At 67.2% G+C, this 14,082-nt stretch carries 10 protein-coding genes; 9 read left to right on the top strand and 1 reads right to left on the bottom strand.

The features are described from left to right. Positions 1-131: 131 nt before the first annotated feature. The 7 genes from AR540_RS09810 to etfB all read left to right on the top strand — a co-directional run bounded on the left by AR540_RS09810 (position 132) and on the right by etfB (position 9,412). The gene (locus AR540_RS09810; RefSeq protein ID WP_059228421.1) at positions 132-1,118 is read left to right on the top strand and encodes a GlxA family transcriptional regulator; all 987 of its coding nucleotides are present in this window, start codon (positions 132-134) and stop codon (positions 1,116-1,118) included. Positions 1,119-1,249: 131 nt separating this feature from the next. Then, entirely contained in the window at positions 1,250-2,227 is a 978-nt protein-coding gene (locus AR540_RS09805; protein WP_059228419.1) for a dipeptidase, read from the top strand. Positions 2,228-2,402: 175 nt separating this feature from the next. After that, on the top strand, positions 2,403-2,933 hold the full coding sequence (locus AR540_RS09800) for a DUF5943 domain-containing protein (RefSeq protein ID WP_059228418.1): 531 nt from the start codon (positions 2,403-2,405) through the stop codon (positions 2,931-2,933). A gap of 91 nt (positions 2,934-3,024) precedes the next feature. Then, on the top strand, positions 3,025-5,085 hold the full coding sequence (dgcA, locus tag AR540_RS09795) for a dimethylglycine demethylation protein DgcA (protein ID WP_059228415.1): 2,061 nt from the start codon (positions 3,025-3,027) through the stop codon (positions 5,083-5,085). A gap of 140 nt (positions 5,086-5,225) precedes the next feature. Beyond that, positions 5,226-7,217: a dimethylglycine demethylation protein DgcB gene (gene dgcB, locus AR540_RS09790; RefSeq protein WP_059228413.1), complete on the top strand. Its 1,992-nt coding sequence runs from the start codon at positions 5,226-5,228 to the stop codon at positions 7,215-7,217. 169 nt (positions 7,218-7,386) lie between these two features. Further along, positions 7,387-8,622, top strand: coding sequence for an electron transfer flavoprotein subunit alpha (etfA, locus tag AR540_RS09785; protein WP_059228411.1), 1,236 nt, complete (start codon positions 7,387-7,389; stop codon positions 8,620-8,622). Then, complete coding sequence (gene etfB, locus AR540_RS09780; protein ID WP_059228409.1) at positions 8,612-9,412, top strand: electron transfer flavoprotein subunit beta; 801 nt, start codon at positions 8,612-8,614, stop codon at positions 9,410-9,412. Before etfA ends, etfB begins: the two co-directional genes overlap by 11 nt. Before the next feature lie 203 nt (positions 9,413-9,615). Here the strand turns inward: etfB and polA are convergent, their stop codons facing one another. Further along, positions 9,616-12,363 carry a DNA polymerase I gene (polA, locus tag AR540_RS09775; protein ID WP_059228407.1) on the bottom strand — a complete coding sequence of 916 codons (2,748 nt, stop codon included), beginning with the start codon at positions 12,361-12,363 and terminating at the stop codon, positions 9,616-9,618. Between the two features lie 254 nt (positions 12,364-12,617). Here polA and AR540_RS09770 point away from each other — a divergent pair, with 254 nt between their 5' ends. Both AR540_RS09770 and AR540_RS09765 read left to right on the top strand, forming a co-directional pair. Then, positions 12,618-12,908 carry a DUF2782 domain-containing protein gene (locus AR540_RS09770; RefSeq protein WP_017641593.1) on the top strand — a complete coding sequence of 97 codons (291 nt, stop codon included), beginning with the start codon at positions 12,618-12,620 and terminating at the stop codon, positions 12,906-12,908. A 62-nt stretch (positions 12,909-12,970) separates the two neighbouring features. Further along, positions 12,971-13,924: a homoserine kinase gene (locus AR540_RS09765; RefSeq protein ID WP_059228405.1), complete on the top strand. Its 954-nt coding sequence runs from the start codon at positions 12,971-12,973 to the stop codon at positions 13,922-13,924. The last annotated feature ends 158 nt before the right edge of the window (positions 13,925-14,082 follow it).

Raw genomic sequence — 14,082 nt, 5'->3', positions numbered from 1 at the left:
CGAGGATGACTGCCGGTGCCTTCTACCCTAGGCGTCTCGCTGATCATCCATGCGCAGTCCGACGACCGGAATTTGCACCCTGGCGACCTTCTTGCTTGCCAGAGCAAACCGTTACCGAGGACGCCCCACCCATGCCGCAGTCCTTTGCCTTTCTCCTGCTGCCCGGTTTTTCCGCCCTGGGCTTCATCGCCACCCTGGAACCCCTGCGGGTGGCCAATCGCTTTCGGCCGGGCAGCTACGCCTGGCGCATCCTCGGGCGCGATGGCGCGGCGGTGACCGCCAGCAACGGCATGTCGGTCAACGTCGACGGCGGCCTGGAATCCCTGGCGCCGGGCACTACCCTGTTCGTGGTGGCCGGCTTCGAACCCCTGGCCCACTACGACGACGGCCTCGCCAGCTGGCTGCGCCAGGTCGCCCGCCAGGGGCATCCCCTGGGCGGCATCGATACCGGCGCCCTGATCCTGGCCAGGGCCGGCCTGTTGGACGGCTACCGTGTCACCCTGCATTGGGAGGCGGTGGCGGCCTTCCGCGAGGCCTGGCCGCACCTGGCGGTGACCGGCGAGTTGTTCGAGATCGACCGCGGGCGCATCACCTGCGCTGGCGGCACCGCCAGCCTCGACCTGCTGTTGGAGCTGATCGGCTGCAGCCATGGCAGCGAATTGGCGGTGCAGGTCTCCGAGCAGTTCGTGCTGGGGCGCATCCGCCCGCCGCGCGAGCACCAGCGGCTGCAGGTAGCGCACCGCTATGGCATCGCCAACCGCAAGCTGATCCGGGTGGTGGAGCGCATGGAGCGCCACACCGAGACGCCCCTGGGCACCTTGGAGCTGGCCGCTGGCATCCAGGTGACCCGCCGCCAGCTGGAACGGCTGTTCCGCCTCCACCTGGACACGACTCCCTCCACCTTCTATCTGCAACTGCGCCTGGATCGGGCCCGCCAGCTGCTGCAGCAGGGCGACGCCAGTGTGCTGGAGGTCGCCCTGGCCTGCGGTTTCGAGTCCGCCTCCTACTTTTCCCGCTGCTACCGGCAGCGCTTCGGCCTGAGTCCGCGGGAGGATCGACCGCACCGGTCATCGGTGCCGGAGGCCGCCGTGGTGGTCGCGGCCTTGCCGCCACCCTAGGCCGACCTAGCCGCTGACGCTTCTGGGGATTCCCCTGTCGTTTTTGCATCCGGTCGCCGGGAACCCCGGGGCTATGCTGGCCTCGAATCGCCGGCACTCGTTCCGGCGCAAGACTTTCGCCGGAGCCCGTCATGAATGCCACCGAACTCCACGCCGACAGCATCGTCATCGACGGGCTGATCATCGCCAAGTGGAACCGCGAACTCTTCGAAGACATGCGCAAGGGTGGCCTGACCGCCGCCAACTGCACCGTCTCGGTATGGGAGGGCTTCCAGGCCACGGTCAACAACATCACGGCGAGCCAGAAGCTGATCCGCGAGTGCAGCGACCTGGTGGTCCAGGTACGCACCACCGCCGAGATCCGCCAGGCCAAGGCCCAGGGCAAGACCGGTATCCTGTTCGGCTTCCAGAACGCCCATGCCTTCGAAGACCAGCTCGGCTACGTCGAGATCTTCAAGCAGCTCGGCGTCGGCATCGTGCAGCTGTGCTACAACACCCAGAACCTGGTGGGCACCGGCTGCTACGAGCGTGACGGCGGCCTGTCCGGCTTCGGGCGCGAGATCGTCGCCGAGATGAACCGCGTCGGCATCATGTGCGATCTGTCCCACGTCGGCTCCAAGACCAGCGAGGAAGTCATCCTCGAGTCGAAGAAGCCGGTGTGCTACTCCCACTGCCTGCCGTCCGGCCTGAAAGAGCATCCGCGCAACAAGTCGGATGCGGAGCTCAAGTTCATCGCCGACCACGGCGGCTTCGTTGGCGTGACCATGTTCGCGCCCTTCCTGGCCAAGGGCATCGATTCGACCATCGACGACTACGCCGAGGCCATCGAGTACGTGATGAACCTGGTGGGCGAAGACGCCATCGGCATCGGTACCGACTTCACCCAGGGCCACGGCCATGACTTCTTCGAGTGGCTGACCCACGACAAGGGCTACGCTCGCCGCCTGACCAGCTTCGGCAAGATCGTCAACCCGCTGGGCATCCGCACCGTGGGCGAATTCCCCAACCTGACCGAGACCCTGCTCAAGCGCGGCATGCCCGAGCGCACCGTGCGCAAGGTCATGGGCGAGAACTGGATGCGCATCCTCGGCGAAGTCTGGGGCGAATAGTGAGTACCTCCGGAGCCTACTGCGCACCCCGCTAGCGGCGTCGCGTCCTCGCGCCAGGTTCGCCGTACCTCGGTACTGCTCTCAACTGGCGCTGCGGTTCTCCTCGTCAGCCGGGCTCCACAGGCCTTCACCCACACCCTTTTTATATACGTATTAGCGAATCGGAGCCCCACACATGGCCAGCCACGCCCCCGAAATGCCCATCCAGGTCGACGACGAAACCGGCGTCTGGACCACCGACGCCCTGCCGATGCTGTACGTACCCCGGCACTTCTTCGTCAACAACCACATGGGCATCGAAGAAGTCCTGGGCGCCGACAAGTACGCCGAGATCCTCTACAAGGCCGGCTACAAGTCCGCCTGGCACTGGTGCGAGAAAGAGGCCGAGTGCCATGGCATCCAGGGCGCCGCGGTGTTCGAGCACTACATGAAGCGCCTGTCGCAACGTGGCTGGGGCCTGTTCGAGACCCAGAAGCTCGACCTGGACACCGGCCATGCCGAGGTCAAGCTCAAGCATTCGGCCTTCGTCTACGTCTACGGCAAGGTCAATCGCAAGGTGGACTACATGTTCACCGGCTGGTTCTCCGGTGCCATCGACCAGATCCTGGCGGCCAAGGGCAGTGCCATCCGCACCGTCACCGTGCAGGAATACAGCGGTTCCGAAGAAGGCCACGACGACGGCCTGTTCGTGACCCGTCCGCTGTAACGCGATTTCGTCAGGTGGCGCCGCCACCCTAGCGACACCTAGAGCAAGAGCGCGGCTCCAGACCGCGCACCAGCCGATCGAGGAGAAGGTCATGGCCTTCGAAGCAATGTTCCAGCCGATCCAGATCGGCAAGCTCACCATCCGCAACCGCGTACTCTCCACGGCCCATGCCGAGGTCTATGCCACCGACGGCGGCATGACCACCGAGCGTTACGTCAAGTATTACGAAGAGAAGGCCAAGGGCGGTATCGGCCTGGCTATCTGCGGGGGTTCCTCGGTGGTCGCCATCGACAGCCCCCAGCACTGGTGGAGTTCGGTCAACCTCTCCACCGACCGCATCATTCCGCACTTCCAGAATCTGGCCGACGCCATGCACAAGCACGGCGCCAAGATCATGATCCAGATCACCCACATGGGCCGGCGTTCGCGCTGGGATGGCGGCCATTGGCCGACCCTGATGTCGCCGTCGGGCATCCGCGAGCCGGTGCACCGCGCCACCTGCAAGACCATCGAGCCGGAAGAGATCTGGCGGGTGATCGGCAACTTCGCCCAGGCCGCGCGCCGGGCCAAGGCCGGCGGCCTGGACGGCGTCGAGTTGTCCGCCGTGCACCAGCACATGATCGACCAGTTCTGGTCGCCGCGGGTCAACAAGCGTACCGACGAATGGGGCGGCAGCTTCGAGAACCGCATGAGATTCGGCATGGAAGTGCTCAAGGCCGTGCGCGCCGAGGTCGGCGACGACTTCTGCGTCGGCATGCGCATCACCGGGGACGAATTCCACCCGGATGGCCTGTCCCACGACGACATGAAGCAGATCGCCAAGTACTACGCCGACACCGGTATGCTCGACTTCATCGGCGTGGTCGGCTCGGGCTGCGACACCCACAACACCCTGGCCAACGTCATCCCCAACATGACCTATCCGCCGGAGCCCTTCCTGCACTTGGCCGCGGGCATCAAGGAAGTGGTCAACGTCCCGGTGCTGCACGCCCAGAACATCAAGGATCCCAACCAGGCCACCCGCATCCTGGAGGGCGGTTACGTCGACATGGTCGGCATGACCCGCGCCCACATCGCCGACCCGCACCTGATCACCAAGATCAAGATGGGCCAGGTCGACCAGATCCGGCAGTGCGTCGGTGCCAACTACTGCATCGACCGCCAGTACCAGGGCCTGGACGTGCTGTGCATCCAGAACGCCGCTACCAGCCGCGAATACATGGGCCTGCCGCACATCATCGAGAAGTCCACCGGGCCCAAGCGCAAGGTGGTCATCGTCGGCGGTGGCCCGGCCGGCATGGAGGCCGCGCGCGTCTCGGCCGAGCGCGGCCATGACGTCACCCTGTTCGAGAAGCAGGAGCAACTCGGCGGCCAGATCACCCTGGCTGCCCGCGCCCCGCAACGGGACCAGATCGCCGGTATCACCCGCTGGTACCAGCTGGAGCTGGCGCGCCTGGGCATTGACCTGCGCCTGGGCACCGCCGCCGATCCGGCGACCATCCTCGACCTGCGGCCGGACATCGTCATCCTGGCCAACGGCGGGCATCCCTTCCTCGAGCAGGTGGAGCACTGGCATGCCGCCGACGGCCTGGTCGTCAGCAGCTGGGACATCCTCTCGGGCAAGGTCGAGCCGGGCAAGAACGTGCTGGTCTACGACACCATCTGCGAATTCACCGGCATGTCGGTAGCCGACTACCTGGCCGACAAGGGCTGCCAGGTGGAGATCGTCACCGACGACATCAAGCCGGGCGTCGCCATCGGCGGCACCACCTTCCCGACCTACTACCGCAGCATGTATCCCAAGGAAGTGATCATGACCGGCGACCTGATGCTGGAAAAGGTCTACGCCGAGGGCGACAAGAAGGTCGCGGTACTGGAAAACGAATACACCGGCGCCCGCGAAGAGCGCGTGGTCGACCAGGTCGTCATCGAGAACGGTGTGCGTCCCGACGAGGGCCTCTACTACGCCCTCAAGGAAGACTCGCGCAACAAGGGCCAGATGGACATCGAGGCGCTGTTCGCCATCGAGCCGCAGCCGGCGCTGGGCGAGACGGGCAACGGCTACCTGCTCTACCGGATCGGCGACTGCGTGGCCCAGCGCAACACCCACGCCGCCATCTACGACGCCCTGCGCCTGTGCAAGGACTTCTAAGACGGCTTGACCGATCGCGGCCATGGGCCGCTCCTACACTTGCTCGATATTTCCGTAGGAGCGGCCCATGGCCGCGATAAGCCCACCTCTTGCGGCCACCCCGGCCGCGCCTGCGGGGCCCGCCCTGTGAGGATAGATCGATGTTGAACACCATCCTCCCCATCCTGCTCTTCGCCGCCCTGGCCCTCACCGTGATCGGTGCCGTGCGGCGCTTCAGTCTCTGGCGGCAGGGCCGCCCGGCCGAGGTCGACTGGATCGGCGGCCTACTGAAGATGCCACGGCGCTACCTGGTGGATCTGCACCACGTGGTCGACCGCGACAAGTACATCTCCAAGACCCACGTGGCCACGGCCGGCGGGTTCGTCCTGGCGGCGCTGCTGGCCATCCTGGTACACGGCTTCGGCCTGCACAGCCGCATCCTCGGCTGGGCCTTGCTGGCGGCCACCGCCTGCATGTTCACCGGTGCCCTGTTCGTCGCCAAGCGTCGTCGCGATCCGCCGGCGCGGCTGTCCAAGGGCCCCTGGATGCGCCTGCCCAAGAGCCTGCTGGCCTTCGCCGCGAGCTTCTTCATCGCCACCCTGCCGGTCGCCGGCATCCTGCCGCCGGACTTCGGTGGCTGGATTCTGGCCGCGGTGCTGGCGGTGGGCGTGGCCTGGGGCGTGTCCGAGCTGTTCCTCGGCATGACCTGGGGCGGTCCCATCAAGCACGCCTTCGCCGGCGCCCTGCACCTGGCCTGGCACCGTCGCGCCGAGCGCTTCAGCACCCCGCACAACGCCAGCGCCGCCCGCTCCAGCGGCCTCAAGGCCCTGGACCTGCACGATCCCAAGGCGCCGCTGGGCGTGGAAAAGCCCGCCGACTTCACCTGGAACCAGCTGCTCGGCTTCGACGCCTGCGTCCAGTGCGGTCGCTGCGAAGCCATGTGCCCGGCTTTCGCCGCCGGCCAGCCGCTCAATCCCAAGAAGCTGATCCAGGACATGGTCGTCGGCCTCAAGGGCGGCAGCGATGCCCGCTACTTCGGCTCGCCCTATCCGGGCAAGCCGGTCGGCGAGCACGCCGGCGGTCCGCACCTGCCCATCGTCGCCCGCCAGGGCAAGGCCCTGGTGGACGCCGAGACCCTCTGGTCCTGCACCACCTGCCGTGCCTGCGTCGAGGAATGCCCGATGATGATCGAGCACGTCGATGCCATCGTCGACATGCGTCGGCACCTGACCCTGGAACGCGGCGAGACGCCGAACAAGGGCGCCGAGGTGCTGGAGAATCTCATCGCCACCGACAATCCCGGCGGCTTCGCTCCCGGTGGCCGCCTGAACTGGGCCGCCGACCTGGACCTGCCGCTGATGCAGGACAAGGGCCAGGCCGAGGTGCTGTTCTGGGTCGGCGTCGGCGCCTTCGACATGCGCAACCAGCGCACCCTGCGCGCCTTCGTCAAGGTGCTCAAGGCGGCCAAGGTGGACTTCGCCGTGCTCGGCCTGGAAGAACGCGACAGCGGTGACGTGGCCCGCCGCCTGGGTGACGAGGCGACCTTCCAGCAACTGGCCAGGCGCAACATCGAGACGCTGAGCCGGTATCGCTTCCAGACCATCGTCTCCTGCGATCCGCACAGCTTCCACGTGCTCAAGAACGAGTACGGCGCCCTGGGTGGCCACTACCAGGTGCAGCACCACAGCACCTTCATCGAGACCCTGCTCAGCCGCGGTACCCTGCACCTGGGCCAGCACGTGCTGGCCGAACAGGGCGCCACCATCACCTACCACGATCCCTGCTACCTGGGTCGCTACAACGGCGAGTACGAGGCGCCGCGCGCGGTGCTCAAGGCGCTGGGCATCGCGGTCAAGGAGATGGAACGTTCCGGCTTCCGTTCGCGCTGCTGCGGCGGTGGCGGCGGGGCGCCCATCACCGACATCCCCGGCAAGCAGCGGATTCCCGACATGCGCATGGCCGACATCCAGGAAACCGGCGCCGAGCTGGTGGCCGTGGGCTGCCCCCAGTGCACCCTGATGCTGGAAGGCGTGGTCGCCCCGCGCCCGGAGATCAAGGACATCGCCGAACTGGTCGCCGAGGCCATCGTCGAGGCGCCGGTGGACAGCAAGCCTGCAGCCGCGCGGCGGCCGGTGGCGGAGGCGTTGTCGTGAGTGGGCGTCTTGCCCCCCTCACCCTAACCCTCTCCCCGCGGGGAGAGGGGATGGCTATCTGCGTCCGGGCAGTCCAGTCGCTTTTCACCCCCTCTCCCCTCGGGGGAGAGGGCTGGGGTGAGGGGGCCACCACGCCCATCGCCCAACATTCCTATACGGAGCGCCCAGCATGAGCATCATCCGTCGCGATCCGCGCCGCGAGTGGATCGCGCGCAACCGTCTGCATCCCCTGCACGCGAGCCTCGCCAGCAGTGCCGATGCCGAAGCCCGCTGGATGGGCCCCAATGGCCTGGTCCGCAAGAATCCCCATGCCGCGGCTGCCGGCTTCCTTGGCCCCCAGGGCGTCAAGCGTATCGACCGCAGCGGCGCCCAGCAGGGCGGTGGTCGCCGGGGCGCGGCCCAGGTCGTGGAAGAGCAGCTGCCGCTGCACCGGATCGCCGAACCGGCCTTCTACATCGCCGTGGTCCCCGATCTGGTCAGCGGTCGTCTGACCGCCCATGACCGTGACCTGCTGGGCCTGGCCCGGCAACTGGCTGGTGCCGAGGGCGCCGTGCTGGCGGTGGTCTTTGGCGAGGTCAAGGAAACCGCCTTCGATACCGCCGGGGTGGATCGTCTGCTGCATCTGGAAGGCGAGCAATTCCAGGGCTATGCCCCCGAACAGCGGGTGCTGGCGTTGCGTGCGGTGAACAACGAGCTGCAACCGCGTCACTGGCTGCTGCCCGACAGCCGCAGCGGTGGCGGTGAACTGGGTCGGCGCCTGGGCGCGGCCCTGCACGAGCGTCCCGCCACCCGCGTCTGGCAGGTCAAGGACGGCCTGGCCACCGGCCGCGCCGGTGCCGGTCGCCAGGATCTACAGCAGCCGCTGCCGCGCCTGGTCCTGGCCCTGCCGGAATGCGCGGAGCCGGTCGGCGAGAGCCGCCATGAAGTGCTGCCCGTGCAGCTGGATGGCAATGTCGCCCGCCATCTGCCGCGCATCGAGGACCTGGGCCCGGTCGCGGTCGACCCCATGCAGATTCCCCTGGGCGAAGCCGAATTCATTCTCTCCGGTGGCAACGGCATCAACGACTGGGACCTGTTCCACAGCACCGCCGCGCTGCTGGGCGCCACCGAAGGCGCTTCGCGGGTGGCGGTGGACGACGGCCATATGCCGCGCAACCGCCAGGTCGGGGCCACCGGTACCTGGGTCACCGCGCGGGTCTATCTGGCCGTGGGCATCTCCGGCGCCGTGCAGCACCTGCAGGGCATCGCCAGTTGCGACAAGGTCATCGCCATCAACACCAATCCGGGCTGCGACATGGTCAAGCGCGCCGACCTGTCGGTGATCGGCGACGGCGACGCCATCCTGGCCGCCCTGGCGCGCCTGGTCGAACAACAGCGGGCGGAGGGATTGCAGGATGTCGCCTGAGCAGAAGCTGCCATCGCTGAATGGCGTCAATGTCGTCGCCCTGGTGTCCGTCGGCGCCCATCCCACGTCCGGTCGCGCACGACGCGCGGAACAGGATGCCCGCGCCGTGGAACTGGGCCTGCGCCTGGTCGGCGAGCGCCTGCGCGTGCTGCACGCCGGTGATCCCGCCGAAGAGGCCCTGCGCGGCTACCTCGGCATGGGTGTGCCGGCGCTGCATATACTGGAACAACCGACGGGTGCCGATGCCCTGCCGGCGCTGGGCGATACCCTACGTGATGTCGGCGCCGGTCTGGTGCTGACCGGCAGCCAGGCGGAAACCGGCGAAGGCTCCGGCCTGTTGCCCTATCTGCTGGCCGAGACCCTCGGCTGGCCGCTGGTGGTTGGCCTTGCCGCGGTGGAAGCCGTGGAAGGCGGCCAGGCGACCGTACTGCAGGCCCTGCCACGTGGCCAGCGCCGTCGGCTACGGGTACGGCTGCCCTTCGTCGCCAGCGTCGACAGCGCCGCCCCGGCACCCCGCCAAAGCGCCTTCGGCCCCGCCCGCCGTGGCGAGCTGCAGGTGGAGACCACCGAGGTGGTACAGGACAGCCTGTTCGACAGCGGTGAATTGCAGCCGGCCAAGGCGCGCCCCAAGCGCCTCAAGGTGATCAAGGCCAAGACCGCCGCCGACCGCTTCAAGGCCGCTACGGCCAAGGCGTCCGGCGATGGTGGCCAGGTGCTGAAGGACCTGGCCCCGGAAGCTGCTGCCGCCGCGATTCTCAAGGTATTGCGCGAGGAAGGCGTGGTGCGCTGAAGCTTAAACCCCCTCTCCCCTTGGGAGAGGGTCGGGGTGAGGGTAGCCCTTGGCACCCAAGCCTCAGGTGGAAAAGGCTGCGCCGTTTTCCACGCTACGGTGCTGATTGTTCTTTTATCGCGGCCATGGGCCGCCCCTACAGATTCCCGATACACCCCGTAGGAGCGACCCATGGCCGCGATAAGAGGCTGTGAGGAACTCCCTCAGTGCGCCTCGTCCCAATTCCCACCCACCCCCGACTCCACCAGCAGCGGCACGTCCAACTGGCCGGCGCCGCTCATCAGAGGTAGCAGGCCTTCGCGCAGACGCCCCACCTGGTCTTCACGCACTTCCAGTACCAGTTCGTCATGCACCTGCAGGATCACCCGGGCGTCCAGCTCCGGGGTCGCCTGCAGCCAGCCGTCCACCGCGATCATGGCGCGCTTGATGATGTCCGCCGCGGTGCCCTGCATGGGTGCGTTGATCGCCGCGCGCTCGGCTGCCCGACGCAGGCCCTGGTTCTTGGAGTGGATATCCGGCAGGTACAGCCGGCGACCGTAGAGGGTCTCCACGTAGCCCTGGTCCACCACCTGGGCGCGGGTCCGCTCCATGTAGGCCAGCACGCCTGGGTAGCGTTGGAAATAACGATCGATGTAGGCCTGGGCCTCGGCGCGGCCGACGCCGATCTGCTTGGCCAGGCCGAAGGCGCTCATGCCGTAGATCAGGCCGAAGTTGATGGCCTTGGCGCGCCGCCGGTGTTCGTTGCTGACCTCTTCCAGGGGCACGCCCATCACCTCGGCGGCGGTGGCGCGGTGCACGTCCAGGTCGTTCTGGAAGGCGTGCAGCAGGCCTTCGTCCTGGGCCAGGTGGGCCATGATGCGCAGCTCGATCTGCGAGTAGTCCGCCGCCAGCAGGCGATAGCCCTGGGGCGCGACGAAGGCCTGGCGGATGCGGCGGCCCTCGGCGGTGCGGATCGGGATGTTCTGCAGGTTCGGGTCGCTGGAAGACAGCCGGCCAGTCGCCGTCACCGCCTGGTGATAGCTGGTGTGGATGCGCCCGGTGCGCGGATTGACCTGCTGCGGCAGCTTGTCGGTATAGGTGCTCTTGAGCTTGCTCAGCTGCCGGTACTGCATCAGTACCTTGGGCAGCGGGAAGTCCTGGTCGGCCAGTTCCTGCAGCACCGCCTCGGCGGTGGAGGGCTGGCCGGAGGCGGTCTTGCTGACCACCGGCAGGCCCAGCTTGACGAAGAGGATCTCGCCCAGCTGCTTGGGCGAACCCAGGTTGAATTCCTGGCCGGCCAGTTCATAGGCTTCCTTTTCCAGGGCGATCATCTTTTCGCCCAGCTCGCGGCTCTGCACCCCGAGCAGCGCCGAATCCACCAGGGCGCCGTTACGCTCGATGCGCGCCAAGGCAGGGACCAGCGGCATCTCGATGTCGCGCAGCACCGCCGCCAGGCCAGGCACGGCTTCCAGCTTGGGCCAGAGGGTCTGGTGCAGACGCAGGGTGACGTCGGCATCCTCGGCGGCGTAGGGGCCGGCCTGCTCGATGGCGATCTGGTCGAAGGTCAGCTGCTTGGCGCCTTTGCCGGCGATGTCCTCGAAACGGATGGTGCTATGCCCCAGGTACTTGAGCGCCAGGCTGTCCATGTCGTGACGGGTGGCGGTAGCGTCCAGTACATAGGATTCGAGCATGGTGTCGAAGGCGATGCCCTGGATCCGGATGTCGTAGCGATCCAGCACATTGAGGTCGTACTTGCCGTGCTGCATGACCTTGAGCTTGGCCGGGTCTTCCAGCAGCGGCTTGAGCGCAGCCAGTATCTCGTGCAGATCGAGCTGGGTCGGCGCGCCCATGTAGCTGTGGGCCAGGGGCACATAGGCGGCCTGGCCCGGCGCCACGGCGAAGGACAGGCCCACCAGGTCGGCGCGCTGGGCGTCGATGCTGGTGGTCTCGGTGTCGAAGGCGAAGCAGTCGACTTGCTGCAGGCGAGCCAGCCAGGCGTCGAACTCGGCCTGTTCCAGCACCGTGTCGTACTGGGTCTCCACCTGGGTGGCGGTGCTGTCCTCGGCCAGCGGCAGCGGTGCGCCCTTGGCCTTGGTGTCGCGGATCAGGTCGTCCAGCCAGGACTTGAATTCCAGCTCCTGGTAGAGCGCCATCAGGGCTTCCACATGGGGCTCGCCGACCTTGAGCTCGTCGAAGCTCAGCTCCAGCGGCACGTCCAGCTTGATGGTCGCCAACTGGTAGGACAGATAGGCCTGCTCGCGATGCTGGTCCAGCTTGGCGGCCAGCGACTTGGCGCCGCGCAGGGGCAGGGCGGCCACGGCGTCGAGGTTGGCGTAGAGGGTATCCAGGCCACCGCCGATGCCGTTGAGCAGGCCGGCGGCGGTCTTCTCGCCCACCCCGGGCACCCCGGGGATGTTGTCGATCTTGTCGCCCATCAGCGCCAGGTAGTCGATGATCAGCTCCGGACCCACGCCGAACTTGGTCTTGACTCCCTCCACGTCCAGCACGCTGCCGCTCATGGTGTTGACCAGGGTGACGTAGGGGCAGACCAACTGGGCCATGTCCTTGTCGCCGGTGGAGATCACCACCGGGCGTTCGGCGCTGGCGCAGTGGCGGGCGAGGGTGCCGATGACGTCGTCGGCTTCCACCCCTTCGACGGCCAGCAGTGGCAGGCCCAGGGCGCGGATGCAGGCGTGCAGCGGCTCGACCTGGCCGCGCAGGTCGTCGGGCATGGACGGGCGCTGGGCCTTGTAGTCGGCGAAGAGTGCGTCGCGGAAGGTCGGGCCCTTGGCGTCGAAGACCACGGCGAAGAGGCTATCCGGATACTGGCGGCGCAGCGAGAGCAGCATGTTGAGCACGCCCTTCACCGCGCCGGTCGGCTTGCCGGTGGAGGTCATCAGCGGCGGCAGGGCATGGAAGGCGCGATAGAGATAGGAGGAACCGTCCACCAGGACGAGAGGGGCGTGGCTCATGGTCTGGACCTTTGTCGTGGCGTGTGCGGCGTCTGTCCGGTCAGTCTCAATGACGACTGGGCCGGGTTCCAGGCGCTGTACGAAAAGTGTCTGCGCTCGGTGATGCTTCGTTGAAAAAGCCTTCGGAATGCTCATTTACCACTCGTAAACTCTGCTTCCTCAGTCTTTTTCGCCTCGCCTGACCTTCGCTCGACGACTTTTCGTACAGGGCCTAGAATCGACCACTCGCTCCGTTCAAAAGGTCAAAGGTTACCATGGGTGCTCGTCGCTTCCTCTTCGCCGCGTTGCTGCTAGCCCCGCTGGTCCAGGCCGCGGAACCGCTGCCGCCGGGGGAAAAGCCCCTGCCTGACGAGATCAAGGTGATCCGCTACCAGGCCGGCGACCAGACCATCGAGGAGACGCGCATCCGCGGCGTGCTGCAGTCCACCCGGGTCATTCCCAAGCATGGCGCGCCCTACGAGCTGGTGCCCGCCGATGGCAGCAGTACCGCGTCCAACGACAAGCCGACCCTGCACGTGCCCAGCTGGCGGCTGTTCAGCTGGTAGGCGCAGGGCGTCTGGACCGGTAAACTGCGCGCCGCTCGCACACTCTCCCGCCAGGCCCTGTCATGTCCGTCTTCACGCCCCTCGATCGTCCCACCCTCGAAGCCTTTCTCGCGCCCTATGGCCTGGGGCGACTGCGGGATTTCCGGGGCATCGCCGAGGGTTCGGAAAACACCAACTACTTCATCAGCCTGGAAGGCGGCGAATTCGTCCTGACCCTGGTGGAACGTGGACCGGTGGCGGAGATGCCGTTCTTCATCGAGCTGCTCGATGTCCTCCACGACGCCGAGCTGCCGGTGCCCTATGCGGTGCGTACCCAGGATGGCCAGGCCCTGCGCCAGCTGGCCGGCAAGCCGGCGCTGCTGCAACCGCGCCTGGCCGGGCGCCATGAGCGCACGCCCAATCCCCATCATTGCAGCGAAGTCGGCCACCTGCTGGGTCATTTGCACCAGGCCACCGCTGGCGAGCGCCGCATCGAGCGCGCCAGCGACCGGGGCCTGGCCTGGATGCTGGCCGAAGGCGAGCGCCTGGTGCCGACCCTGGACGCAAACGCCCGGCCGCTGCTGGAGCGCACCCTGGCGGAGATCCGTGAGCTGCTGAGCGAGCGCCCGCCGCTGCCCGAGGCCAACCTGCACGGCGACCTGTTCCGCGACAACGTGATGTTCGACGGCCCCCGGCTGTCGGGTGTCATCGACTTCTACAACGCCAGTTCCGGCTGGATGCTCTATGACCTCGCCATCACGGTGAACGACTGGTGCTCCACCGATAGTGGCGCGCTGGACCTGCCCCGGGCGCGCGCCCTGCTGGCCGCCTATGCCGCCGATCGCCATTTCACGCCGCGCGAGGCCGAGCTGTGGCCGGTGCTGCTGCGCGTGGCCTGCGTGCGTTTCTGGCTGTCGCGCCTGATCGCCGCCGAGGCCTTCGCCGGCCAGGACGTACTGATCCACGATCCAGCCGAATTCCAGCAGCGCCTGGCGGCGCGGCAGCAGTCCGTGCTGGAATTGCCATTGACTCTGTAAGCACCTGTTCACGATCAGCTGCGCGTCGGCCAAACGGCGTTGAACATGCCCTGGAAGGCCAGCCCCATCTGGGCGTCCCCCTCGCAATGCTCATCAGCCATTTTCGCGGGGCCGCCTAGGCCTTGTTTGGCTCTAGCTCGCGAGAGCTTGAACAGGTT

Origin of the sequence: Pseudomonas sp. EpS/L25, from assembly GCF_001512295.1 — a bacterium.
In the GTDB taxonomy this organism is placed as follows: Bacteria; Pseudomonadota; Gammaproteobacteria; order Pseudomonadales; family Pseudomonadaceae; genus Chryseomonas.
Note: the sequence above shows the minus strand (reverse complement) of the source record. Positions and strands in the feature narration are given on the sequence as shown.

What these genes read in the sequence shown, in the direction of transcription:
- AR540_RS09810 (WP_059228421.1), top strand. Translation starts at nt 132, where the DNA reads ATGCCGCAGTCCTTTGCCTTTCTCCTGCTGCCCGGTTTTTCCGCCCTG.
- AR540_RS09800 (WP_059228418.1), top strand. Translation starts at nt 2,403, where the DNA reads ATGGCCAGCCACGCCCCCGAAATGCCCATCCAGGTCGACGACGAAACC.
- AR540_RS09805 (WP_059228419.1), top strand. Translation starts at nt 1,250, where the DNA reads ATGAATGCCACCGAACTCCACGCCGACAGCATCGTCATCGACGGGCTG.
- dgcA (WP_059228415.1), top strand. Translation starts at nt 3,025, where the DNA reads ATGGCCTTCGAAGCAATGTTCCAGCCGATCCAGATCGGCAAGCTCACC.
- polA (WP_059228407.1), bottom strand. Translation starts at nt 12,363, where the DNA reads ATGAGCCACGCCCCTCTCGTCCTGGTGGACGGTTCCTCCTATCTCTAT.
- etfB (WP_059228409.1), top strand. Translation starts at nt 8,612, where the DNA reads ATGTCGCCTGAGCAGAAGCTGCCATCGCTGAATGGCGTCAATGTCGTC.
- AR540_RS09770 (WP_017641593.1), top strand. Translation starts at nt 12,618, where the DNA reads ATGGGTGCTCGTCGCTTCCTCTTCGCCGCGTTGCTGCTAGCCCCGCTG.
- AR540_RS09765 (WP_059228405.1), top strand. Translation starts at nt 12,971, where the DNA reads ATGTCCGTCTTCACGCCCCTCGATCGTCCCACCCTCGAAGCCTTTCTC.
- etfA (WP_059228411.1), top strand. Translation starts at nt 7,387, where the DNA reads ATGAGCATCATCCGTCGCGATCCGCGCCGCGAGTGGATCGCGCGCAAC.
- dgcB (WP_059228413.1), top strand. Translation starts at nt 5,226, where the DNA reads ATGTTGAACACCATCCTCCCCATCCTGCTCTTCGCCGCCCTGGCCCTC.